Origin of the sequence: Xanthobacter sp. 91, from assembly GCF_000702385.1 — a bacterium.
GTDB lineage: Bacteria > Pseudomonadota > Alphaproteobacteria > Rhizobiales > Xanthobacteraceae > Xanthobacter > Xanthobacter aminoxidans.
In genome coordinates this window covers 4,438,906-4,462,596 of the sequence record NZ_JNIB01000001.1, presented here as the reverse complement: position 1 = coordinate 4,462,596, position 23,691 = coordinate 4,438,906, and the positions used below count along the sequence as shown (strand labels likewise).

Below are 23,691 nucleotides of genomic sequence, written 5' to 3'. Positions count from 1 at the left end.
CCCGTGCCGCCTATTCGATCGCCAGCAGCACTGCCGACGCGATCGCGATTACCCACACCGCGCCGCTGATGCGCTGCCAGCGGCCGGCGATGAGGTTAACCGCCACATAGGTGATGAAGCCGAGGCCGATGCCGGTGGCGATGGAGAAGGTGAAGACCACCGCCAGCGCCGTCGCGGCAGCAGGGAAGGCTTCGGCGGCGTCATCCCACGGCAGGTCGCCCATGGCGCCGATCATGGCGAGGGCGACCACCAGCAGCGCCGGCGCGGTCGCGTAGCCCGGCACCGCCAGCGCCAGAGGCGCGAACAGCAGGCAGGCGAGGAACATGAGCGCCACAACCACGGCGGTAAGCCCGGTGCGCCCGCCCGCCTCGATGCCGGCGGCGCTCTCGATGTAGGAGGTGAGCGTGGAGGTGCCGAGCGCCGAGCCGACGATGGCGCCACCCGAATCGGCGATCAGCACCCGGCCGAGGCGCGGCACGGAGCCGTCCTCCCGCATCAGACCGCCCTTGTAGAGGGTGGCGATGAGCGTGCCCATGTTGTCCAGCAGCACGAGCAGGAACAGCGCCGCGATCACCCCGGTCATGGACAGCCGCAGCACGCCGGCGATGTCGAGCTGGAGCAGCGTCGGCGCCAGCGAGGGCGGAGCCGAGACGATGCCCGAGAAGGAGACGAGGCCGAACGGCACGCCGGCCAATGTCGCCACCGCGATCCCGATGAGGATAGCCCCCGGCACGCCCCGCGCCGCAAGGCCGCTCATGAGCAGGAATCCGCCGCAGGCGATGAAGGTGGAGGGCGAGGCGAGGTTGCCCAGCGCCACCAGAGTCACCGGGCTCGCCACCACCACGCCCATGCCCTTGAGGCCGAGCAGCGCGAGGAACAGGCCGATGCCCGTGCCCATGCCGAGCTTGAGCGACATGGGGATGGAATTGAGCAGCCACTCCCGCACCTTGAACAGGCTGAGCGCCAGGAACAGCACGCCCGAGACGAACACCGCCCCCAGCGCCTGCTGCCACGGCACGCCCATGCCCAGCACCACGGTGAAGGTGAAATAGGCGTTGATGCCCATGGCCGGCGCCACGGCGATGGGATAGTTCGCGATGATCCCCATCATGGCCGAGCCGAACGCCGCCGAGAGGCAGGTGGCGGTGAAGGCCGCGCCGGCGTCGATGCCCGCCTGCGCCATGATCTGCGGGTTCACCACCACAATATAGGCCATGGTGAGAAACGTGGTGATGCCCGCCACCACCTCGGTCGGGATGGTGGTGCCGTGCGCCTCCAGCTGGAAGACGCGCTCGATCAGTCCGCGCATGTGAAGCTTGCCCTGCCCGTATCGGGGAAGAGGCTAGCAGCAACGTTCGCGCCGTGCAGGCGCTAATGCAGATCCTGCGTGTAGACGAATTTCGGCATGCTCCAGCCGAAGCGCAGGGCCAGCAGGCGCAGGGTCAGGCCGGCGGCCATGGCGATGGCCATGGTGAGCGGCTGCGGCAGCCCGGCCAGCGGCCCGGCCACGTAGAGCAGCCCCGTCAGGATCGAGACGGTGGCGTAAAGCTCGGCGCGGAACAGCAGCGGCACCTCGTTGCACAGCACGTCCCGCAGCACGCCGCCGACGCAGCCGGTGATCATGCCCGCCGCGATCACCACGATGACGGGCAATCCCAACCCGATGGCCACGTTGCAGCCGATGACGGTGAACACCACGAGGCCCACCGCGTCCAGAAACAGGAACACCTGCCGCAGATGGTCCATGACCCGCGCGAGGAAGACCGTGCCCAGCGCCGCCCCGCCGGTGACGATGAGGTAGGAGGGGTGCGCCACCCACGAGAGCGGGTAGTTGCCGAGCAGCACGTCCCGCACCGAGCCGCCGCCCAGCGCGGTGACGCAGCCGAGCAGGAACACGCCCACCCAGTCCATCTCCCGCCGTCCGGCGGCAAGCGCGGCCGTCATGGCCTCGGCCACGATGGCGACGAGATAGAGGATGTGGAGCAGGGTCTGCGGCGTGATGTAGGAACCCAGGATAGCCCCCGCGCAAAAACGCCGCCTGCCCCGGCAGGGACAGGCGGCCTTGGTGTTAACCCCGGCGAACCGGGGCGGTTCAGTGCCCCAGCACCGCCAGCAGCAGCAGCGCGACGATGTTGGTGATCTTGATCATGGGGTTCACGGCGGGACCCGCCGTGTCCTTGTAGGGATCGCCGACGGTGTCGCCGGTGACGGACGCCTTGTGGGCTTCCGAGCCCTTCATGTGGCGCACGCCGTCCTTGTCCACGAAGCCGTCCTCGAACGATTTCTTGGCATTGTCCCAGGCGCCGCCGCCCGACGTCATGGAGATGGCGACGAACAGGCCGGTGACGATGACGCCCAGCAGCATCGCCCCCACCGCCGAGAAGGCCGCCGACTTGCCTGCCACGCCGCCGCCCGCCACGAAGTAGATGGCGAAGTAGCAGAAGATGGGCGAGAGCACCGGCAGCAGCGAGGGGATGATCATCTCCTTGATGGCCGCCTTGGTCAGCATGTCGACGGCGCGGGAATAGTCCGGCTTCTCCGTGCCGGCCATGATGCCCGGCTTTTCGCGGAACTGCCGGCGCACCTCCTCCACGATGGCGCCCGCCGCGCGGCCCACCGCCGTCATGCCCATGGCGGCGAACAGGAAGGGCAAGAGGCCGCCGAACAGCAGGCCCACCACCACGTAAGGGTTCTCCAGCGAGAAGTTGGGCGTGACGCCGGCGAAGTAGGAGCCCGGCGCCGCCTGCGTGATGAAGAACTTGAGGTCCTGGCTGTAGGCGGCGAACAGCACCAGCGCCCCGAGGCCGGCGGAGCCGATGGCGTAGCCCTTCGTCACCGCCTTGGTGGTGTTGCCCACCGCGTCGAGCGCGTCGGTGGACTGGCGCACTTCCTTGGGCAGGCCCGCCATCTCGGCGATGCCGCCGGCATTGTCCGTCACCGGGCCGAAGGCATCGAGAGCCACGATCATGCCGGCGACGCCGAGCATGGTGGTGGCGGCGATGGCGATGCCGAACAGGCCGGCAAGGCCGTAGGCGCACAGGATGCCGGCGATGATGACGATGGTCGGCAGCGCCGTCGATTCCAGCGAGACGGCGAGGCCCTGAATGATGTTGGTGCCGTGGCCCGTGACCGACGCCTGGGCGATGGACACCACCGGGCGATAGCCGGTGCCGGTGTAATACTCGGTGATGACCACGATGGCCCCCGTCACCGCGAGGCCGACGAGGCCGCACAGGAACAGGCTCGTGCCCGAATAGGCCACTCCCTGGATCGGCCCGAAGCCGGGCAGCAGCCATGTCACCACGGCAAGCGCGATGATGGAGAAGCCCGCCGTCGCCATGAGGCCCTTGTAAAGAGCGCCCATGATGGAGGAGTTCGCCCCCAGCCGCACGAAATAGGTGCCGGCGATGGAGGTGAGGATGCACGCCCCGCCGATGGCCAGCGGATAGACGATCATGGTGGCGAGCGTCGCCGGATTGGCGGCGAAGAAGATGGCCGCGAGCACCATGGTGGCGACCACCGTCACCGCATAGGTCTCGAACAGGTCGGCCGCCATGCCGGCGCAGTCGCCGACGTTGTCGCCCACGTTGTCGGCGATGGTGGCCGGGTTGCGCGGGTCGTCCTCGGGAATGCCGGCTTCCACCTTGCCGACGAGGTCGCCGCCCACGTCCGCGCCCTTGGTGAAGATGCCGCCTCCGAGACGGGCGAAGATGGAGATGAGCGAGGCGCCGAAGCCCAGCGCCACCAGCGCATCCACCACCGTGCGGCTGTTCGGCGCGAAACCAAGGAAGCCGGTGAGGATGAGGTAGTAGACGCTGACGCCGAGCAGCGCGAGGCCGGCCACCAGAAGGCCGGTGACGGCACCCGCCTTGAAGGCGAGGTCGAGGCCGCCGGCCAGCGAGAGCGTCGCCGCCTGCGCGGTACGCACGTTCGCCCGCACCGACACATTCATGCCGATGAAGCCGGCAAGGCCGGAGAGGATGGCCCCCAGCGCGAAGCCGATGGCCACCAGCCAGCCAAGGAACACGCCCACGAGGATGAAGATGACGGCACCCACGATGCCGATGGTGGTGTATTGCCGGCGCAGATAGGCCTGCGCGCCTTCAGCGATGGCGGATGCGATCTCCTGCATCCTGGCGGTTCCCGGGTCCGCCTCCATCAACCCCTTGATCGTCCATACGCCGTACGCCACGGCCAAGAGGCCGCAGGCGATGATGAGCACCAGAGCCAGCATCTATCCCACCCTCAATTCGTTTCCTGCCAATTATGTTTATGGGCCGGGAGTGTGAGGGGTGCCGTGGGCCATCGCAAGGGGCGTTTGGGCAAAGCGTCGCACCTTGGGGCGGTTTCATGAGACCGTCGCACGATTGCCCCATGGGCGGGGCTTCCACTTTCGCCTCCCCCGTCCCGCCGGGGCATCGGAAGGGCTATCGCGTCGGTGGCGTTCCGGTCGAATCGCGGAATTCGAAGATCTTGCGCAGGAAGCCCGGCGCCACGGCCGAGATGGGGTTGATCCGCAGGGTCGGACCGGTGGACAGCGGGCCGACGACCTCGAAGGTCACGCCCACCAGGCCCTCGTTGGGCCCGCCGCCGAGGAACAGGCCGATGACCGGCAGCTTGGAGAAGATGTTGTTGAGCGCGTAGGCCGGCACGAAGGTGCCGCGCATGTTGATGCGGTCGGCGGCGAAATCCAGCGAACCGTCGAAGGTCGCGCCCACGGAGGGGCCCCAGATGGCCCCTTCCTTAAAGACGATCTTGCCGGTGGAGCGGGAGAACTGGGCCTGCGCCTTCTCGAAAGCGGCGGTGCCGTTCTCGATGCGGCCGGAGCTGTCGCGGGCGGCGCTGGAGAGGCGCTCCAGGCCGGGCTCGCCCTTGATGGAGAAGTCGCTCAGGTGCAGCACGCCCTCCTGCGGCGTGTTGTCGCTGCGCGGGGGATCGACCACCAGCCACGCCTCGCCGCCCTGCATCTTGGCGTAGATGTCGAGGAAGCGGAACAGCGCGCCGGCGTCCGAGGTGGTGATCTGCAGCGCCCGCTCGCGGCCCTGCCAGGTGCGCATCTCGCCGGCCACCGTGCCGTCCCGGCCCGTCTTGGCGGTGAGGGTGAAATCCCGCATCTCGACGCCGCGCCGCGTGGTGGAGAGATCGAACTGGCGCAGCACCTCGCCGTTGTTGCCGGTGAGCGCGCCGATGCGCGCCTCCACGTCCACGTCCTGCGACTTGCGCTTGTCGGTGGGGGGGCCGCTGACGAGGCTCTTCATGATGCCACGGGCATCCATCACCTCGCCGGTGATGCGGATCTTCAGTACCGAGCCGACCCGCTCCGCCTTGGCCGAGGCCTTGTCGCCGTCGGAGAGCTGGAAGGTCGGGAAGTTCGCGCCCATCAGGTCGCCGCTGTCGGCCAGCTCGATATTGCCCTTCAGCAGGGTGCCCGAACCGTCGATCACCATGTCGTCGAGGCGGACGGAGTTGCCCTTGTCGTTCACCGTGAAGCGCGCCTTGAGCGGCTTGCCGGCGGGCTTGCTGAGGCCGGGAATGAGATCGGCGATCCGCGCCTGGGTCAGGTCGCCTTCGATGCTCGCCCGCGTGTCCTTGTTGTTGGTGGTGCCCACCACCCGTACGCCCACCGGGCCGCTGACGCCGGGAATGTCCACGCCCAGCTTGCCGCGGGCGGCATCGTCGAGGGTCGCGGAGACGCGGATGTCCGAATCGGCCACGTCCTTCTTCTTCTCGTACTCGAAGGCGAGCGGCGCCCCGGCGAGCTTGCCCTCGCCACGCAGGACGATGCCGGCGGGCGAGGCGAAGGCCTTCACCGTCGCGCCCTCCAGCCTCTGGCCGCGGAACACCTTGTCCACGCCGAAGTCGGTGAGGTTCGCCTCCAGCGAATAGTCGAGATCTTCCGGCAGCGGCACCTTGCGGAAGATCATGTTCACCTGCAGCAGCGCCGAGAGGCGGCCGCGCGTGGTGGAGGGATCGAAGGCGGTGCCCTGCGGCCCCTTCAGGGGCTCCATGCCCAGCACCTCGATGCCGGCGTCGGCGGGGCCGTTGAAATTCACCCGGATCTGCGCGGAGGGCTCGCGCGGGAAATAGTCGGGAATCAGCATCACGCCGTCGCTCACAGCGATCTTGCGGTTCTGCGGCGTCACCACTGTGCCGTCGGGCATGGTGATGCGCACCGAGCGGCCGGTGACGAGGATGGCGAGGCTGGAATTGGTGATGGGCGGCAGTCCCTTCACCGGCCGGATCGTCACGCCCTTGCCGGTGATGGTGAAGCGCACGCCGTCCTCAGGCAGCGGCACCTGCTTCTGGCCGATGAGGTCGAGCGGCAGCTTCACCGCGACCGCGATGCCTTCCGCCGTGCCGCCGGAGACGTTCTCCACCGCGAACTGACGGGCGGGAGGCGCAATGTTCACCGGCCAGAAGCGCTTCACCGTCGCCACCGGCATGGGAGAAGCGACGCCGTCGAACTTCAGGTAAGGGATCGGCACGCCGAAATCGAACAGCGCCGTGAAGCTGAAGCTCGCGGTGGAGGCGCCCAGCAGGCCCTGGTCCACCACGATCTGGCGGCTGGGCGGATCGAACCGGCCGGACACGTCCACCTTGGTGATGACGAGGGGCGGCTCGGGCATCTCCGGCCCCTGAAACACGACCTGCTTCGGCCCCATCTGGAACGGCCACGGCTCCTGCGCCTTGGCCGGCACGCGGATCTCACCCGCCAGCTCGATGATGTTCTGGCTCTTCACCGCCTCGATGGGAGCGACCACGATCACACGCCGCGCCACATCCAGCTTGGCCACGATGCGGGCGCGGTCGATGACGAAGCGCTCTTCCGGGTCCTCCCCACTGCCGAGCGCGCCGGCGCCGAGATCGAGGCTCGCATCCGCGGACGTGAGCGCGCCGTCGAGGGCGAGGCGGGCGGAGAAGGAGGCGTTGAGGGGGGTGTCGATATAGAAGCGCCGCTGGTCCTGCACGAAGGCGTGCAGCAGGTCGCGGGTCGAGACGTTCCGGATGGCCACGTCCATGGCGCGCTCGCCATTGCTGACCGGGCTGATGCGCGCGACAGCGGTGGCGACGCCCTGCGGCGACTGGGTGGTGAAGGTCAGCACCGCACCGCCACCCGGCGGCCGCGCGAGCCGGACGCTCATGTGCTGGAAGACGATTCGGCGGCCGGCGCCCTCGTTCTCCACGATCACGGTGCCGTCCTTGAGGCCCACGTCCGCAAGAGCGCCGCCGTCGAAGCCTGCGGTTTCGAGGTCCGCCATCCAGCGGGCAAGCGCGACGGGCTTGAGCGGATCGAAATCCGCGCCAGCGGCATCGGCGGCCTGTTGCGCCTTGTCTGGCGACGAGGCGGGAGCGGAGGCCGGGGTCGCAGTCTGGGATGCAGCGGGCGCCACCGCGGAGCGGGCGGTGGGGCTGGCGGGGATCGCCTTGGCGCCACGGCCGGTGGCCACCGCCACCTGACCGGTCGGGGCGATTCGCACCGTCATTTCCGCGCCCACGAGGTCGATGCGCCGCGCCTTGGGCATGAGGGAGAGAATGGAGCCTTCCAGTTCCACCTCGGCGCTCGGCGCGCTGGCGACGAGCTGGCCGTCGGGGCCGGTGACGCGGATGTCGTGGACCACCACGGCGGTGGCGCCGTGGCCTACCGTCTCCATGGTGGTGGCGCCGATGCTGACCTGGTGGCCGCCGCCGATGCGCTCCTCCAGCGCCCGCTCGATATAGGGCGTGGCGAGGTTGGCGGTGACCATGCCGGTGGCAATGAGCGCGTAAAGGGTGACGGCAGCGACGCCGCCGAGGGCGATCAGGACGAGGCACAGGCCGGTAAAAAGGCGCGCGGCACGGCTGCGCGGCGTCAGCGCACCGACAATGCCCCGGAAGCGGGACCGCTTAGGCTCGCGCCGCGCCCCCGCCGGCCTCTCCTGCCGAAACTCCATTCCGTCTGGACCTTCCCTCTACCGCTTCGGCCGTTCCCGGCCGTTCGTCCGCAACCCGGCGATGGTCCCGCGGTGCCCTCCGGAGTGCGCTTCGATTCGCCTCCGGCCCGCAAGAAATGACCCTAACCTGCCCTTGTCTCGTAAAGATGAGGTGGATCAACTCCCTTGATGATACCATCTGGCCCAAGAACGCGGCCATCTTGTGGGCTTGCATTTGAGCAGCCCCGTATGGCGCCGAACACGTCGAAAGGAAGGCGGAATGTCCAGTTTCCCGGAGGTTGGCGCCAAGGCGCCCGCTTTCTCGCTCACCCGTGATGGGGGCGGTACCGTTTCATTGAAGGATTTCAAGGGCCGCAAGCTGGTGGTCTATTTCTACCCCAAGGCTGACACGCCCGGCTGCACCAAGGAAGCCATTGCCTTCAACGGCCTGAAGGCGGAATTCGCCGCTGCCGACACCGACATCCTCGGTGTCTCCGCCGACGAGGTGAAGGCGCAGGACAAGTTCCGCGACAAGTACAGCCTCGGCTTCGCGCTGGGCTCCGACCCCGACAAGGTCATGCTGGAGGCCTATGGCGTGTGGGTGGAAAAAAGCATGTACGGGCGCAAGTACATGGGCGTCGAGCGCGCCACCCTCCTCATCGGCCGCGACGGCAAGGTGGCGAAGACCTGGCCCAAGGTGAAAGTGGACGGCCACGCCACCGAGGTGCTGAAGGCCGCTCAAGAACTGGGCTAAGCCCAGTTCAAAGCTTCAACCGCGCTGGGCTGAGCCCGGCTCACTCTCCCCCTGCCTGCCCCTACCCCGCCGCCCGCACGTTCTGCGGCAGGATGAAGGGGCCGGGCGGGGACACCCCGATTCGCAGGCGAATGCCGAAGGCCTCCGCCAGCACCGGCTCTGTCAGCACCTCCGCCACCGGCCCCGCCGCGCGGACCCGCCCTCCCGCCAGCACCACGATCTCGTCGGCCACCATGGCGGCGAGGTTCAGGTCGTGCAGCACCGCCAGCACGCCTCCGCCCGCATCCGCATGGGCACGGGCAATGTTGAGCACCGTGAGCTGGTGGGCGAGATCGAGGCTGGCGGTGGGCTCGTCGAGGAAGAGATAGCCCGGTGCATCCGGCTTTCCCGCATCCAGCTGGGCGAGAATGCGGGCAAGTTGCACCCGCTGCCGCTCGCCGCCGGACAGGCTGTCATAGCGCCGGTCGGCGAAGCCGGGCAGGTCCACCCGCGCCAGCAGGCGCAGGATGCGGGCGCGGTCGTGCCCCTCCCCCGCCATGAGGCCGGCGGTGATGACCTCGGCGGCGGTGAAGGGAAAGGCCACCTCCGCCGCCTGCGGCAGCACCGCCCGGCGCCGCGCCAGTTCCAGCGGCCGCATGTCATGGATGGAGATACCGTCCAGCGTCACCCGCCCGGTGGCGAGCCGATGCTCGCCGGACATGACCTTGAGCAGGGTGGACTTGCCGGCGCCGTTCGGCCCCACCAGCACGGTGACGCGCCCCGGCCGAACGGTGAGGCTCGCGCCATCCACGAGGCGACGACCGGAGGCCGTGACGGTGACATTCTCTGCGCGATACATGCTCACCCCACGAAGGCGCGACGCTTCAGCAGCAGCCACAGGAAGAAGGGCGCGCCGACCAAAGCGGTGACGACTCCCAGCGGTAGCTCGGCGGGCGCCGCGATCATGCGGGCGAGGATGTCCGCGCCGAGCAATACCGCCGCGCCGAGCAGCGCCGAGGCCGGCACCAGCGCGCGATGGGACGGCCCGATGACCAGCCGCGCGAGATGCGGCACCACCAGCCCGACGAAGCCGACGACACCGGTGGCCGCCACCGCAGCCCCCACCCCCGCCGCGACGGCGACGACGGCGGTGCGCTTCAGCCGCTCCACGCTGACGCCAGCGTGAAATGCCTCCGCCTCGCCCAGCGCCAGCGCATCGAGCCCGCGGGCGAGGCCGACGGCGATGGCCAGCAGCCCCAGCACGAAGGGGGCGGCAAGCAGCGCCTTCATCCACGTCGCGCCGCCGAGGCTGCCGAGCGTCCAGAACAGGAAGTCCCGCGTCTGCTGCTCGGAGGCGAGGAAAACCATCACCCCCGTGCCGGCGCTCGCCAGCGCCCCGAGGGCAAGGCCGGCGAAGAGGAGCGTCGCCACCGAAGTGCGCCCGTCGTGTTCCGCGAGGCGGGCGATGACGAGGGTGGTGACGAGCCCTCCTGCAAACGCGGCGAGCGGCAGCCCCACCACGTGCAACGGCTGCGGCAACAGGCCGACGAGCGGCGCGCCGAACACGACGAACGCCACCGCCGCCAGCGCGGCCCCCGGCGCCACGCCCACGAGGCTGGGATCGGCGAGCGGATTGCGGAACACGCCCTGCATCAGCGCCCCCGCCACGGCCATGCCCGAGCCGGCCAGCGCGCCGACAAGCGCGCGGGGCAGGCGCACGTCCAGCACCACGATGCGCTCGCGCAGGGGGCCGGCCGGCGCCGCACCGGTGATCCAGTCCCACAGCACGGCGAATACCCGGCCGGGGGCGATGGTGAAGGGGCCGATGGCGAGCGCGCCCACGAAGGCCGCAACCGCCAGAACAGCGAACAGGGTCAGCCCCGCCGTCACCGGACGCCCGCGCGTTCCCGCCTCCGCCGTGGCCATGGCAACGCCTTCCATGCTCATTGGTCCGGCTCCGCGTTCCAGGGTCGGGCCGGCAGCTCCGGCAGCTTCGCGCCCGGATGCAGCGCCGCCGCGAGATCGCGCGCCGCGCGCGGCGTGCGGGGGCCGAATCCGAGCAGATAGGAGCCGGGAAGCGCCACGAAGCGCTTGTCCCGCGCGGCGGGCGTTCCGGCGAAGGCGGGCAGCGCGAAGACGGTCGCGACATCGAGCACCTGCCCGCCGCCGCGCATCACCACCACCGCCTCCGGCTCCGCCGACATTGCCGCCTCGTCCAGCGCCGGCTTGAAGCCCTTGATCTCAGCCATGGCATTGGTGAGGCCCGCGAGTTTCAGGATGGCATCGGCGCTGGTGTCCGCGCCGCCCACCACCGCCGCGCCGCCCGAGGCGGAGAGCACGAACACGGCGCGCGGCCGCTCCGGCAACGCCTTCACCATGGCATCGAGGGCGGCGAAGTCGTCGGAGACCTCTGCGGCGAGCGCCCTGCCCTTTTCCTCCGCGCCCACAGCCTTGGCCACAGCGGCGATCTTGTGCAGCACCGCCTCCCTGTCGTGCCCGTCCGGGATGACGACCACGGGCACCGAGGCCTGCTTCAGCACCTCCATGGTGGAGGGCGGCCCGGCGCCTTCCATGGCGAGGATCAGCGTGGGCCCCACCGAGAGCACGCCCTCCGGCGACAAGGCGCGGGCATAGCCCACATCCGGCAGGGCGCGGGCGGCGGCGGGGTAGCGGCTGGTCTGGTCCACCGCCACCACGCGATCGCCCATGCCGAGCGCGAACAGGATCTCGGTGACTGCGCCGCCGATGGAGACGATGCGCGGCGGCGAAGCCTGCGGCTGGGCCGCAGCAACACGCGGCGCGAGGCCGGCGACGGCAAGAAGGGCAGCGACGACCACGCCAAGGCTGACAAGACGCGCCGCAACACGGCACGCGCGGATATCTTTCTGACGCCGGATCAACATGGAATTAGAGCAACTCCATTTTCTGATGGCGAGTCTTCATGAGACCGATTCGCCTCTATTTTATTTATTCCAATATCGAACGGGCACATATCTACGTGCCAGACACGCAACAGTCTCTGACGTTATTTCAGTTCATTGGCAAGTTGGATGTATTCTTCTTGACGCTTCCGTGGCGTGACGGTAGCCAAATCGTGTCAGGCAAGAAGCCTGCGTAGGAAATCACCCGCGCAGGAAATCGCCTGCTCAGGCAGCACGCCTGCGGCCCGCCACGTCCCCGGCTTCCGGATCGACGCCAGCCAGCCTCCGAACATCAGCCGGGAGAGGATTATGGCGGGAGAACCGCAGCGCATTGCCGTGTTCAAGGGCGAAAGGCATCGCCGCGGGAAAGAGGCGCTGCTCGCGGGCGTCGCGCTCTGCGCCGTCCTCATGGCCACGCCGCTGCGCGCCCAGAGCGCGCCTGAGGCCGGCGCGACCGACGACACGACGACCATCTCTCTCGACACCATCACGGTGGCCGCCAGCTTCACGGAAGAGCGCGCCATCGATGCGCTGGCCGCCATCAGCGTGGTGCGCCCGGACGATCTCGAACAGCTGATGCCGTCGCGGACGCAGGACGTCTTCTTCGGCATGCCGGGCACCACCGTCATCCAGAACGGCAATTCCACGCAGGCCTCCATCAACATCCGCGGCATGGAGGATTACGGCCGCGTCGCGGTGTTCATCGACGGCGCGCGGCAGAACTTCACCCAGCTCGGCCACGGCACCGGCGCCGGCTCCTTCTTCCTTGAGCCCGGCCTGCTGGCGGACGTGGACGTGGTGCGCGGCCCGGTGGCCAACATCTACGGCTCCGGCGCCATCGGCGGCGTGGTGACTTTCCGCACCAAGGACGCCGCCGACATCATCAGGCCCGGCCAGACCTGGGGTGTGGAATCCGCCGGCGAGTTCGGCTCCAACGGGCCGATGGGCTACGCCGCCCTATTCGCGGCGGCGAAGGTGAACCCGAACATCGACCTGTTCTTCGGCGGCACCTACCGCTCGCAGGGCGACTATACGGACGGCAACGGCAACGAGGTGCCCGGCACCGGCTCTGACATCTGGACCGGCGTCGCCAAGCTCACCTTCCGCCCCGCCGACCACCACGAGGTGAAGATCACCGGCCTCAATTATGACGCCGACTACACCACCTACAACGCCGCGCTGGTGAACAACGCGCTTCCCGCCAACTCGACGCAGTACGGCACCACCGTTCTTAACCAGACCCTGACGGCGAGCTGGAACTACACCAACCCCGACGACAACATTTTCGACTGGCGCAGCCAGATCTACTGGAACCGGGTGAAGCAGAGCCAGCTCAAGGTGGCGGGTACGCCCAGCTCCATCACCGGCTCCATCGGCGACCCCCGCTATTTCACCATCGACACGCTGGGCTTCGACCTCAACAACACCTCGCGCTTCACCTTCGCCGACATCCGCAACGCCATCACCATCGGCGGCGACTATTTCCACGACGACGTGGACAATATCGACAATTACGGCTTCGGCGACGGTTACAACCCGTCCGGCGAGCGGGGTGTGGGTGGTGCCTTCATCCAGTGGAAGGCCAATTATTCCACCTGGTTCGAGGCCATCGGCGCGCTGCGCTACGACACCTACAATCTCAGCGGAGACGGCGTTTCCACCAGCGGCGACCACCTCTCGCCTAAGATCACGGTAGGCCTCACGCCCTGGCAGTGGGTGACGCTCTACGGCACCTTCGCGGAAGGCTATCGGGCGCCGGCCGTCACCGAGACGCTGGTGAACGGCGCGCACCCGCCGAACATTCCGCTCGTCTTCTGCCCGGATGGCAGCTTCGGCGTGTTCTGCTTCGTGCCGAACCCGTATCTCCGGCCGGAAATCGGCAAGAACAAGGAAATCGGCCTGAACTTGCGGTTCGACGACATCTTCACCAAGGGCGACAAGTTCCGCGCCAAGGCCAACGTCTACCAGAATGACGTGGAGGACTATATCGAGCTGGTGGGCTACGACCGGACGCCGTTCGGCACCTTCGCCAACTACCAGTATCAGAACATCGCCAACGCCCGCCTGCGCGGCTTCGAGTTCGAGAGCAATTACGACGCCGGTCTCTGGTTCGCGGGCTTCAATGCCACCGTGTCCGAGGGCGAGAATACCAACAACGGCCAGCCCCTCGCCAACGTGATGCCCAACAACATCGCCGCGACGCTGGGCGCCCGCTTCTTCGAGAACAAGCTCACGGTTTCGGTGCGCTGGCAGTGGGTGGCGGCCAAGGCCGCGGCCGACCTGCCCGCCGATTCCCCCTACGAGCCGACGCCGAGCTTCAACCTCGTGAACGTCTATCTCGGCTACCAGCCGGACCCGAACGTGCTGGCCCAGCTCTCCGTTGAGAACCTCTTCAACGAGCAGTACGTTCAGTACCAGCAGTTCCTGCCGAGCGCCGGCATCACCGCGAAGGCCGGCCTCAAGTTCAAGATCGGCGCCGACACCATCGCGGCGGCGACGCCCTATCCGGTGAAATAGGCTGCCACCAGCCCATCCCTTTGCCAACTCGGAGTGTCGAAATGTTCATTGCTACCAACAGGTTCAAGGTGAAGCACGGGTCCGAGGCCGAGTTCGAGCGGGTCTGGCGCGAACGCGACACCTACATTGCCGCCGTGCCCGGCTTCGTCGCCTTCGACCTGTGCCGCGGGCCGGAGAAGGAGGAATACACCCTCTACATCTCCCACACCGTCTGGGCCGGGAAGGCCGATTTCGAGGCCTGGACCAAGTCCGAGGCCTTCCGCCTCGCCCACCGCGACGCGGGTGCGTCATCCAACCGCGTGAACTATATCGGCGGTCCGGAGTTTGAAGGATTTGAGTCGGTGCTCTCGCTCACCCCCGGCGAGAAGGCGGCCTGACGGCCCACTGACCCGAACCACGGTGTTACCTCCAGCCCGGCCGGACCAAATGTCCGCGCCGGGCTTTTCTTTGCGACCGGCGCCGCATGCCCCGCCCTTTCCATGCCCGCTCCGCTTGGCTACCGTCTTGGCCCTTTTCCCGGCCCTTGAATTCTCCGGCCCCAGAGCCAACAGGATCGCGCCATGACGGCCTATTCCGACCTCGCCGCCCATTTCGACCGTGCCGCGGCGCTCGCCAACGGCATCGGCATCCTCCAGTGGGACAGCGACACCATGATGCCCAAGGGCGCCGCCTCCACCCGCGCGGAGAGCCTCGCCCTGTTGCGCGTGCTCCACCACAACATGGCGACCGACCCGCGCATCGGCGACTGGATCGCCAATGCGGAGAATGAGGATCTGGGCCCGTGGGAGCGCGCCAACGTGCGCGAGATCACCCGCAGCTTCACCGTGGATACGGCCGTGCCTGCCGACCTCGTGGAAGCCTCCAGCCGCGCCTCCTCCCGCTGCGAGATGGCCTGGCGCAAGGCGCGTGCGGACGCGGACTTCCCGGCCCTCCTGCCTTCTCTGGAGGAGGTGCTGCGGCTCCAGCGCGAGATCGGCCGGGTGAAGGGCGAGAAGCTCGGCCTCTCCCCCTATGATGCCCTCCTGAACGGCTACGAGCCCGGCGGCCGCTCGGCCCGCATCGACGCGCTATTCGACGACCTCGCCCAGTTCCTGCCCGGCTTCACCGAGAAAGTGCTGGAAATCCAGGCCCGCCGTCCCGCTATGCCCCCGCTCGAAGGCCCCTTCGCCGTGGAGGCGCAGCGCGCGCTTGGGCTGGAGATGATGAAGGTGGTCGGCTTCGATTTCGAGCGCGGCCGGCTCGATGTCTCCACCCATCCCTTCTGCGGTGGCGCCGACAACGACGTGCGCATCACCACCCGCTACGACGAGAGCGACTTCTCCCGCGCCCTCATGGGGGTGCTGCACGAGACCGGCCATGCGCTCTATGAGCAGGGTCGCCCACAGGACTTCATCCACCAGCCGGTGGGGCAGGCCCGCTCCATGAGCATCCATGAGAGCCAGTCTCTGCTCATGGAGATGCAGGCCTGCCGCAGCCGGGAATTCCTCACTTTCGCCGCCCCGCGCATGCGCGCCGCCTTCAACGGCTCCGGCCCGGCCTGGGAGGCGGATGCGTTGTGGCGGCTCTACACCAGGGTGGAGCGGGGCTTCATCCGGGTGGATGCGGACGAGGTGACCTATCCCGCCCATGTCATCCTGCGCTACCGGCTGGAAAAGGCGCTGATCGGCGGAGATATGAAGCTCGCCGACCTGCCCGGGGCCTGGGCCGAGGGCATGAAGTCCCTGCTCGGCGTGACGCCGCCCGACGACCGGCTGGGCTGCCTTCAGGACATTCACTGGCCGGGCGGCGGCTGGGGTTATTTCCCCACCTACACGCTGGGCGCGATGACGGGGGCGCAGCTGTTCGATGCCGCCTGCCGCGCCGATCCCGGCATCCTGCCCGGCATTGCCAAGGGGGATTTCGCGCCCCTGCTGGCGTGGCTGCGCGTCAATGTCCACGGCCAAGCCTCGCTGCTGGAGACGGACGAGCTTCTGACCCGCGCCACCGGCCGGCCGCTCGATGCCTCCGTGTTCAAGGCCCACCTGCGCCGCCGCTATGGCGGCGAGATGGAGCATTCGGCGGCCTGATCGACCGTCCCAACGCAAAACGGCCGGGCAGATGCCCGGCCGTTTTCGTTTGAGATAAAGTTGCTATCAGAGACCGGCGACGTAGCGGCTCGGATCGACGGGCGTCGACCCCTTGCGGATCTCGAAGTGCAGCTGGGGCGAGGAGACGTTGCCGCTCTGGCCGGCCTTGGCAACGATCTGGCCGCGCCGCACGGTATCGCCGCGCTTCACCGTCAGCTCGCTGTTGTTGGCATAGGCGGTCACGTAGCCGTCGGCATGCTTGATGAGCACGAGATTGCCGTACCCCTTCAGCTCGTTGCCGGCATAGGCGACGGTGCCGTCCTCGGCAGCGCGCACCGCAGTGCCTTCGGGGACCGCGAAGTTCACGCCGTCATTGTGGGCACCGCCGGGCTTGGGACCGTAGGAGGCGATCACGCGGCCGCGCACCGGGGCGCGGAACTGGGGACCGGAGCCACCGGCGCGCGGGGCGTCGTCGGCATCGATCACCGGCGACACCTTCGCGGCGGTCTCGACCTTCGGCTCGGGTGCGGCCGACTTGGACACAGCCGCAGTCGGCGCGGAACCGGCGGGCTTGGCCGCAGCGGTCTGGGTGGGCTTCGCCGCGGGGGCGGCAGCCGGTGCCGGAGCCGGCGTGGCGGCGATCGTCGCGGGCTTGGCCGAGCCGGGAACCTGCAGCGTGCTGGCGACCGGAGCCGCCGCGGCAAGCTGCGGCGGCTTGGCGGCAGCGGTGGACTGGGCAGCAGCCTGCGCGGCCTTGGCCTGCGACGCGCCATTGCCGCCGGGCGGGATGATGAGCGTCTGGCCCGTGCGGACGGTGCCGCCGGCGGGAATATTGTTGGCGATGGTCAGCGAGGCCACCGAGACGTTGTACATGCGCGAGATGGACCCGAGGGTCTCGCCGGCCACCACCACATGGGTTCCGGCAGCCGGACCGCGGGCGGCCGGAGCCGCAGCGGGCGTCGCCGCCGCATAGCCGGGCGCTCCGTACAGCGGCTGACCGCCACCGGTTGAGGCATAGGATGAGGCCGGGTAGGCGGGCGCCGCCGCCTGCCCCGGTGGCGGGGCCGGCATGGCCTCCACCCGACCGGAGCCCAGCGAGCCGGTGACGTCCCCGTTGCCGGCGGGCGGATAGCCGCCCGGATGCCCCTGGTAGCCCGCGACGGGCGCCCCGGCCGGTGGCTGGGGCGAGTCGGCGGCGAAGCGGATCGTATCCGAACTACAGCCTGCAACCGTTCCGGACACGAGCCCGATCAGTGCCAGCCGCGCGAAGACGTTACGCCCGTGAGTCCCGCAGGAAGTACGCATGTGACCGAACTCGCACGCAAACATTACGGCCCGCAGTTAAGGGTCCCATGCGTAAACGGCGGCTTAAATGACGTATCTTCGGCATGGTGCTGCCGAACTTTCGACTCCCACGTGACAAACCTGCAACAGGTCGGCGACCCCGACCTGCCGTTTCGTCAGTTGCCCTTGGGGAGGGCGACCACGCTGGCGCCGCTCTCGGCGGTGTCCGACACCGAGCGGCCCAGCTGGTTCACATGCTGGTTGTAGTGGGAGCGGGTGTTCTCATCCACCACGGCGACGGGCGCGGCGATGACGAGACCGGCGGCGGTGCCGACGGTCGCGGCGGCGTCCGAAGTCGCCTTGATGATGTGCTCGCCGACGCCGACGCGGGAGTCGGTCATGGTCTGCCCCTCCGCAAGGCGGGCGCCAATGGCCTGCACCACCTTCGGGCTGGCGGCGAACTTGCCGTGGGCGAGAGGATCGTTGGTCCTGAGCTTGGTCAGGTCCACCACGTTGATGTTGTTCTTCTCGAACTCGGTGCGGAACGGCTCCTGCTCCGGATCGACCGCACCGACACGCGGGACGTCACCCCACACCCGGCGGGAGACGGCGAGCGCCTTGTCGTCCTGCGAGACAAACAGGGTGAAGGCCGGGCGCTGGCTGGTCTTGCCGATCTCGTTGAAGAAGGTGGAGAAGACATCCACGTCCACGTCCGGCGCCGCAAGCATCACATACTTGATCTTGGGCAGGATGCGCCCGTTGCGGATCGCCATCTGCCGCAGGGCTTCCAGCGTCACGACGTTGCCCATGGAATGGGCGAGGATGGAAATCTCACCCACGTTCGGGTCCTTGGCCATGAAGGTCAGCAGCCGCTCAAGGGAATCCCTGGAGAAGGACGTGCTTTCGCGGTCATAGCCGTAGGCGAGCAGGCTGCCGCGCGAGGGCCAGGTGAACAGCACCGGCGTCACCGGCGCCTCGGAATCGTGGATGATCTGGGCGAAGCGGAACACCGCGTCGTCGAAGCGCTGGTTGTAGCCGTGCACGAACACCAGGGCCTGCCGGCCGGGCGTGCGGCTGATGCGGTTATGGAACCACACGGTCGCCTGATCCTGCGTCAGGTCGACGAGCTTGGTGGTGACGAAGTCCGTCGCCGGATTGCCCGGAATGCTCCGCGGCCACTGCACGTCGCCGATCTTGCGGGCGCCGTCGGGCGGTATGGAAACCTCGATCTCGGCATAGCTCGGCGTGCGGGCGCGCTCGCCATTGAAGATGTCCGGGCCATCGGACCGCTCGCGGACGGTGGCGACCACCATGTCCACGCGGGACGTGCCGGGAATTGTATCGGGCACGGGAATGAGCGCGCCATCGGGGCGCCCGGCGCAGCCTGTCAGCAGGCCGAGCAGCAGCGCACACGCCAGTAACTGCCGCCCGCGGCCGGAAACGCCCTTCAATTCTCGATCCCCCGGAACGCAACTCCCGATCCCGATAGCCGAGGGATCGGGCCCCCGCAACGGGCTTCGGCACCAGGGTACGGTTAAAGCGATGCTTTCGCTCAGAGTGTGGCCGCGGCGCCCGGAACGAGCGGTACAAAGCGCACCTTCATCAGGTCGGTGCGGCTGCGGCCCGACTGCTCCTTGACGATGCGGACGAGCGTCTGCACCTCCTCCGGCGCGCCGAGGGGCGCGACGATGACGCCGCCGAGCTTGAGCTGATCCATCAGCGCCGGGGGGATGTCGGGTGCCGCGGCGGTGACGAGGATGCGGTCGAACGGCGCGCGGGCCGGCATGCCGTTCATACCGTCGCCCACATAGGCGGTGACGTTGCGCAGGCCGAGCACCTCGAAACGCGTCTGCGCCTCGCTGACGAGGGAGCGATAGCGGTCCACCGTCACCACGCGGGCGGCGAGATGGGACAGCACGGCGGCCTGATAGCCCGAGCCGGTGCCCACCTCCAGCACGGTCTGGTCTGCCGTGACGCCGAGCGCTTCCGTCATGGCGGCGACGAGGCTCGGCTGCGACATGGTCTGGCCGCAGGCGATGGGCAGCGCCACGTCGTCATAGGCGTGGCGGCGCATCATGGGATCCACGAACAGGGGCCGCGGCACCAGCTCGATGGCGCGCAGCACCGCGAGATCCCTGATCCCACGCTGGCGCAGCCGGAGGATGAAGGCCGCACGTTCCGCCTGCTCGCCGTCGCCCTCGCCGGTACTCATCCCGGTGTCCATCTCCGCCTAACTGTTGAAACCTATAGCAGATTGCCGCCGATCTCCAGCCGGTGCCTTTCCACCATCTTCCCAGCCGCCGCGCGCCACCCCGGCTTGCGCCGCAACGGCCGATCGGACACCCTCGCGCCGCCATGCGCCCCGACGTCCTGTCTCCCCTCTTCGCAACCCTCGACAGCCTCTCCGGCATCGGCCCCAAGCTGATGAAGCCGTATGCGCGCCTGCTGGGCCGGGACATGCCGCGGGTGATTGACCTGCTGTTCCACATGCCGTCCGGCTTCGTGGACCGCCGCGCCCGCCCCTTGCTCGCAGAGGCCGTTCCCGAGACCGACGTGACGGTGGAAGTGACGGTGGATGCCCACCAGCCGCCCCCGCCCGGCAGCCGGGCGCCGCACCGCACCTATGTGTCCGATGCCAGCGGCGACATGGTGGTGGTGCATTTCAAGATCGAGCCCGCGCGCATCGAGCGGATGCTGCCGGTCGGAGCCAAGCGCTGGCTGTGCGGCCGCATCTCCATCTATGACGGGATGCGGCAGATGACCCACCCGGACCGCATCCTCGATGCCGCCGGAGTCGAGCGGCTGCCGGCGGTGGAGCAGGTCTATCCGCTGGTGGAGGGCCTCGCCTCCGGGCATCTGCGCCGGGCCATCGAGGCGGCGCTCCAGCGCGTGCCGGACCTGCCCGAATGGATTCCGGACGAATTTCGCGCGGCGCGGGGCTGGCCGTCCTTCCGGGAGGCGCTGATGCGCCTGCACAAGCCGACCTCCCCCCACGAGGCGACGCCGGCCGGCGGGCCGTGGCGCCGGCTCGCCTTCGATGAGTTGCTCGCCCACCAGCTCACCCTCGCCCTCGTCCGGGCGCAGGAGGAGAAGGCCGGCGGGCGCGCCACCATCGGGGATGGACACATCTCGGCGCGGCTCGCCGCCGCCCTCCCCTTCACGCTCACCGGCGCGCAGGAGCAGGCCATCGCCGCCATTCGCGCAGATTTGGCCGCCGACACGCGGATGCTGCGCCTGCTCCAGGGCGACGTGGGTTCCGGCAAGACCGTGGTCGCCCTGATGGCCGCCGCCACGGTGGCCGAGGCTGGGCGGCAGACCGCGCTGATGGCACCCACCGAGATCCTCGCCCGCCAGCATCACGAGACCATCGCGCCGCTGGCCACCGCGGCCGGCCTGTCCACCGCCATCCTCACCGGCCGGGAGAAGGGGCGGGCCCGCGAAGCAGTTCTCACGGAGCTGGCCTTCGGCCGCACCGATCTGGTGGTGGGCACCCATGCACTCATCCAGGACGATGTGATCTTCCGCGACCTCGCCCTCGCCGTGGTGGACGAGCAGCATCGCTTCGGCGTCGAGCAGCGCCTGACGCTGGCCCGCAAGGGCGAGGCGGTGGACATGCTGGTGATGACGGCGACCCCCATCCCCCGCACCCTCGTCCTCACCCTGTTCGGCGACATGGAGTCCAGCGAGCTGCGAGAGAAGCCGCCGGGGCGGCAGGCCATCGACACCCGCGCCTTGCCCCTCGACCGGCTGGACGAGGTGGTGGCAGGCGTCGGGCGCGCACTCGCCTCGGGCGCGCGGGCCTACTGGATCTGCCCGCTGGTGGAGGAGACCGACACCTCCGACCTCGCCGCCGCCACAGAGCGCTACGAGACGCTGCAAGCCGTCTTCGGCGCATCGGTGGGGCTGGTGCACGGGCGCATGTCCGGCGCCGCCAAGGACGAGGCCATGGCCCGCTTCGCCCGCGGGGAGACGCGGCTGCTCGTCGCCACGACGGTGATCGAGGTGGGCGTGAATGTGCCGGAGGCCACCGTCATGGTCATCGAGCATGCCGAGCGCTTCGGCCTCGCCCAGCTGCACCAGTTGCGCGGGCGGGTTGGGCGCGGCGACAAGCCGTCCGTGTGCCTGCTGCTCTACCGTCACCCGCTGGGCGAAACGGCGAAAGCTCGCCTCGCCATCCTGCGCGAGAGCCAGGACGGGTTCCGCCTCGCCGAGGAGGATCTGCGACTGCGCGGCGAGGGTGACGTGCTGGGCACGCGGCAAAGTGGCCTGCCCGGCTTCCGCCTCGCCCGCATGGAATGGCACGGCGGCGAGGTGGAGGCCGCCCGCAACGCGGCGGCGGCGCAGGTGCGGGCCGATCCCGACCTTGTCGCCCCCGGCGCGCGGGTGCTGCACACGCTGCTGCACCTGCAGGAGCGGGATGCGGCCGTGCGCTTGCTCTCCGCCGGATGAGGCGCCATGGTCCCGCGATGGCCGCCGACGACGATGCATCCGCCCCTCCTCCGCCTGCCCCGACGGCGCAGAGGGAGCTGACGCAGAGTGAGATGCTGGCCGCAGGGCGCTGGAGCCGCGACGCCATCTATCGCAAGCTGCTGTTCGCGGCGGGGTTCGTCTTCCTGGTCATCGGCGCCATCGGCATGGTGGTGCCCATGCTGCCGGGCACGGTCTTCCTGATCCTCGCCGCCTGGTGCTTCACCCGCTCGTCGCCCAAGTTCGAGGCGTGGCTCCTCAATCACCGCTGGCTCGGCCCCGGCGTGGTCCGGTGGCGGGAGACCGGGGCCATCCCGCCCCTGGTGAAGCTGTTCGCGCTGGCGAGCTTCGTCGGCACCTTCACCGGCAGCTGGTATCTCGGCGCGCCGACCTTCGTGCTCGCGTTCCTCGGCGTGCTGTTCATCCTGCTTGCGATCTTCATCGCGACCCGGCCGAACCGGTAGCGCGAGGTCCCTCAACGACGCAGGGGCACCACGTTGTCGGGCAGGAATTCCTCTTCCGCGCAGCAGACCCGATTGCGGCCCGACCGCTTCGCCTCGTAGAGGGCGGCATCCGCCCGCTCGAACGTCGCCGGGAGCGGCTCGACCCGCGAAGCCAGCGCGACGCCGATGCTGACGGTGAAGGGCGGCACGTCCGTCTCCTCATGGCCGATGATGGCGAGGCGCACCGATTCCGCCTGCAGCCGCGCCATCTCGGGCGAGGCGCGCTCCAGCAGGATGGCGAACTCCTCGCCCCCCACCCGGCCGATGAGCGCCGACTGCGGCAGCGTGTGCTGCAGCATGCCGCCGAAGCCGCGGATGGTCTGGTCGCCCACGCCGTGGCCGAACGTGTCGTTGATGGCCTTGAAGTGGTCGATATCGATGAGCAGCAGCGCGAATGGCGCCGCCCCGGCCTGCCTGTGCACCAGATCTGATGCGCGCTGCTCGAACCCGCGGCGGTTCAGGAGGCCGGACAGGGCGTCCGTATCCGCCACCTCCTGCGTCTCCCGCACCAGTTCCAGCACGGAGATCACCAGAATCAGGAATCCCGTCGCCACCATCAGGAGGCCTGTGCTGACCTGGGCCACCACTGCGAACGGCGTGTCCATGTAGTTGATCTGGTGCGGCCCGGTATGCAGGCTGACGGCCAGCGCGGCCTTGAGCGGCACGTGCATGCACAGCAGCGCGAACAGGCCGGCGAGCAGGAGATCACGCAGCCGGCGCGGGCTGTCCCGCAGAACCACCCAGCAGCTTGCTGCCGTCGCGACCACGAACGGCAGCTGATAGCTGACCACCCGGACGAACATGTTCACGGTCAGTTGCAGCGCCAGCGCGGCGCTGAGCACCGTCACGACGCCAAGGACAGCGACCAGCCCCAACGGGATGGGCTTGCGGTAGAGCACGGCCAGCCCCGGCACCATCAGGATGAGGCACGTCGCGAAGGAGAGGTAGATCACCGGCGCGAACAGGACGATCCAGCCGGTGTAGGACTGCGCCAGCATCGCCAGCGGCGTGATGACGATGGCGCCGAAGCTGGCGGCGAACCAGAGCGGCGCCGTGTAGCCGCGATGAAGCAGCGCCAACGCGAGATAGCTCGCGGCGAACAGAGCCGCCACCACGGCATTCATGAAGATAGGGAACGTCGCAGCAGGCATTGACCGGCGTCCGCACCCAGGCTCGAGCGTTGGTTGTGTCGGAAAATGAAGGACCCGAATCGATATCGGCGCAACAGATTTCAAGGGGCACGGGTGGATTGTGCCACCCGCGCCGGACCAGGCCACCGTCGCCGACTAT

Annotated in this window: 17 protein-coding genes; 6 read left to right on the top strand and 11 right to left on the bottom strand. The window is 68.8% G+C overall.

Annotated elements, in window-relative coordinates:
* Positions 1–10 precede the first annotated feature (10 nt).
* The 4 genes from A37E_RS0120820 to A37E_RS0120805 form a co-directional block, all read right to left on the bottom strand.
* Complete coding sequence (locus A37E_RS0120820) at positions 11–1,309, bottom strand: NCS2 family permease (RefSeq protein ID WP_197023022.1); 1,299 nt, start codon at positions 1,307–1,309, stop codon at positions 11–13.
* 62 nt (positions 1,310–1,371) lie between these two features.
* Entirely contained in the window at positions 1,372–2,001 is a 630-nt protein-coding gene (locus A37E_RS0120815) for a trimeric intracellular cation channel family protein (RefSeq protein ID WP_038193482.1), read from the bottom strand.
* 91 nt (positions 2,002–2,092) lie between these two features.
* A complete protein-coding gene (locus tag A37E_RS0120810) occupies positions 2,093–4,234 on the bottom strand; it encodes a sodium-translocating pyrophosphatase (protein WP_029558390.1) in 2,142 nt (713 codons plus the stop codon).
* 193 nt (positions 4,235–4,427) lie between these two features.
* Complete coding sequence (locus A37E_RS0120805; RefSeq protein WP_051679230.1) at positions 4,428–7,931, bottom strand: DUF3971 domain-containing protein; 3,504 nt, start codon at positions 7,929–7,931, stop codon at positions 4,428–4,430.
* Positions 7,932–8,190: 259 nt separating this feature from the next.
* Here A37E_RS0120805 and A37E_RS0120800 point away from each other — a divergent pair, with 259 nt between their 5' ends.
* Positions 8,191–8,664: a peroxiredoxin gene (locus tag A37E_RS0120800; RefSeq protein ID WP_029558388.1), complete on the top strand. Its 474-nt coding sequence runs from the start codon at positions 8,191–8,193 to the stop codon at positions 8,662–8,664.
* A gap of 61 nt (positions 8,665–8,725) precedes the next feature.
* Here A37E_RS0120800 and A37E_RS0120795 read toward each other — a convergent pair whose 3' ends face one another.
* From A37E_RS0120795 to A37E_RS0120785, 3 genes are read right to left on the bottom strand one after another with little or no spacing between them, the layout of a single operon-like run.
* Positions 8,726–9,502, bottom strand: coding sequence for a heme ABC transporter ATP-binding protein (locus A37E_RS0120795; RefSeq protein WP_029558387.1), 777 nt, complete (start codon positions 9,500–9,502; stop codon positions 8,726–8,728).
* A 2-nt stretch (positions 9,503–9,504) separates the two neighbouring features.
* On the bottom strand, positions 9,505–10,590 hold the full coding sequence (locus tag A37E_RS0120790; RefSeq protein WP_029558386.1) for an iron ABC transporter permease: 1,086 nt from the start codon (positions 10,588–10,590) through the stop codon (positions 9,505–9,507).
* Positions 10,587–11,480 carry an ABC transporter substrate-binding protein gene (locus A37E_RS0120785; RefSeq protein ID WP_245279397.1) on the bottom strand — a complete coding sequence of 298 codons (894 nt, stop codon included), beginning with the start codon at positions 11,478–11,480 and terminating at the stop codon, positions 10,587–10,589. The genes A37E_RS0120790 and A37E_RS0120785 overlap by 4 nt, the downstream gene beginning before the upstream one ends.
* 393 nt (positions 11,481–11,873) lie before the next feature.
* Here A37E_RS0120785 and A37E_RS0120780 point away from each other — a divergent pair, with 393 nt between their 5' ends.
* The 3 genes from A37E_RS0120780 (at position 11,874) to A37E_RS0120770 (ending at position 16,147) form a co-directional block, all read left to right on the top strand.
* Positions 11,874–14,081 (top strand): TonB-dependent hemoglobin/transferrin/lactoferrin family receptor, encoded by a 2,208-nt coding sequence (locus A37E_RS0120780; protein WP_081837707.1) that lies wholly within the window; start codon positions 11,874–11,876, stop codon positions 14,079–14,081.
* 41 nt (positions 14,082–14,122) lie between these two features.
* On the top strand, positions 14,123–14,458 hold the full coding sequence (locus A37E_RS0120775) for an antibiotic biosynthesis monooxygenase (RefSeq protein ID WP_029558383.1): 336 nt from the start codon (positions 14,123–14,125) through the stop codon (positions 14,456–14,458).
* 183 nt (positions 14,459–14,641) lie between these two features.
* The gene (locus A37E_RS0120770; protein WP_029558382.1) at positions 14,642–16,147 is read left to right on the top strand and encodes a carboxypeptidase M32; all 1,506 of its coding nucleotides are present in this window, start codon (positions 14,642–14,644) and stop codon (positions 16,145–16,147) included.
* Between the two features lie 66 nt (positions 16,148–16,213).
* Here the strand turns inward: A37E_RS0120770 and A37E_RS0120765 are convergent, their stop codons facing one another.
* The 3 genes from A37E_RS0120765 to A37E_RS0120755 all read right to left on the bottom strand — a co-directional run bounded on the left by A37E_RS0120765 (position 16,214) and on the right by A37E_RS0120755 (position 19,643).
* Positions 16,214–17,389, bottom strand: coding sequence for a M23 family metallopeptidase (locus A37E_RS0120765; protein WP_245279396.1), 1,176 nt, complete (start codon positions 17,387–17,389; stop codon positions 16,214–16,216).
* Between the two features lie 218 nt (positions 17,390–17,607).
* Positions 17,608–18,882 (bottom strand): alpha/beta hydrolase, encoded by a 1,275-nt coding sequence (locus tag A37E_RS0120760; protein WP_038193479.1) that lies wholly within the window; start codon positions 18,880–18,882, stop codon positions 17,608–17,610.
* Positions 18,883–18,983: 101 nt separating this feature from the next.
* Positions 18,984–19,643, bottom strand: a complete 660-nt coding sequence (locus A37E_RS0120755; RefSeq protein WP_024279193.1) for a protein-L-isoaspartate(D-aspartate) O-methyltransferase — start codon at positions 19,641–19,643, stop codon at positions 18,984–18,986.
* A 143-nt stretch (positions 19,644–19,786) separates the two neighbouring features.
* Here A37E_RS0120755 and recG point away from each other — a divergent pair, with 143 nt between their 5' ends.
* Both recG and A37E_RS0120745 read left to right on the top strand, forming a co-directional pair.
* Positions 19,787–21,880: an ATP-dependent DNA helicase RecG gene (gene recG / locus A37E_RS0120750; protein ID WP_029558379.1), complete on the top strand. Its 2,094-nt coding sequence runs from the start codon at positions 19,787–19,789 to the stop codon at positions 21,878–21,880.
* Between the two features lie 92 nt (positions 21,881–21,972).
* The gene (locus tag A37E_RS0120745) at positions 21,973–22,362 is read left to right on the top strand and encodes a YbaN family protein (RefSeq protein WP_245279395.1); all 390 of its coding nucleotides are present in this window, start codon (positions 21,973–21,975) and stop codon (positions 22,360–22,362) included.
* A gap of 11 nt (positions 22,363–22,373) precedes the next feature.
* On the opposite strand, the gene A37E_RS26135 is transcribed toward A37E_RS0120745, so the two are convergent.
* Positions 22,374–23,552 (bottom strand): GGDEF domain-containing protein, encoded by a 1,179-nt coding sequence (locus A37E_RS26135; RefSeq protein ID WP_051679226.1) that lies wholly within the window; start codon positions 23,550–23,552, stop codon positions 22,374–22,376.
* Between the last annotated feature and the right edge of the window lie 139 nt (positions 23,553–23,691).

Bases quoted from the DNA above. Each gene is read 5' to 3' on its own strand.
- A37E_RS0120790 (WP_029558386.1), bottom strand. From the start codon at position 10,590: ATGAGCATGGAAGGCGTTGCCATGGCCACGGCGGAGGCGGGAACGCGC.
- A37E_RS0120800 (WP_029558388.1), top strand. From the start codon at position 8,191: ATGTCCAGTTTCCCGGAGGTTGGCGCCAAGGCGCCCGCTTTCTCGCTC.
- recG (WP_029558379.1), top strand. From the start codon at position 19,787: ATGCGCCCCGACGTCCTGTCTCCCCTCTTCGCAACCCTCGACAGCCTC.
- A37E_RS0120810 (WP_029558390.1), bottom strand. From the start codon at position 4,234: ATGCTGGCTCTGGTGCTCATCATCGCCTGCGGCCTCTTGGCCGTGGCG.
- A37E_RS0120795 (WP_029558387.1), bottom strand. From the start codon at position 9,502: ATGTATCGCGCAGAGAATGTCACCGTCACGGCCTCCGGTCGTCGCCTC.
- A37E_RS0120805 (WP_051679230.1), bottom strand. From the start codon at position 7,931: ATGGAGTTTCGGCAGGAGAGGCCGGCGGGGGCGCGGCGCGAGCCTAAG.
- A37E_RS0120775 (WP_029558383.1), top strand. From the start codon at position 14,123: ATGTTCATTGCTACCAACAGGTTCAAGGTGAAGCACGGGTCCGAGGCC.
- A37E_RS0120745 (WP_245279395.1), top strand. From the start codon at position 21,973: ATGCTGGCCGCAGGGCGCTGGAGCCGCGACGCCATCTATCGCAAGCTG.
- A37E_RS0120755 (WP_024279193.1), bottom strand. From the start codon at position 19,643: ATGAGTACCGGCGAGGGCGACGGCGAGCAGGCGGAACGTGCGGCCTTC.
- A37E_RS26135 (WP_051679226.1), bottom strand. From the start codon at position 23,552: ATGCCTGCTGCGACGTTCCCTATCTTCATGAATGCCGTGGTGGCGGCT.
- A37E_RS0120780 (WP_081837707.1), top strand. From the start codon at position 11,874: ATGGCGGGAGAACCGCAGCGCATTGCCGTGTTCAAGGGCGAAAGGCAT.
- A37E_RS0120820 (WP_197023022.1), bottom strand. From the start codon at position 1,309: ATGCGCGGACTGATCGAGCGCGTCTTCCAGCTGGAGGCGCACGGCACC.
- A37E_RS0120770 (WP_029558382.1), top strand. From the start codon at position 14,642: ATGACGGCCTATTCCGACCTCGCCGCCCATTTCGACCGTGCCGCGGCG.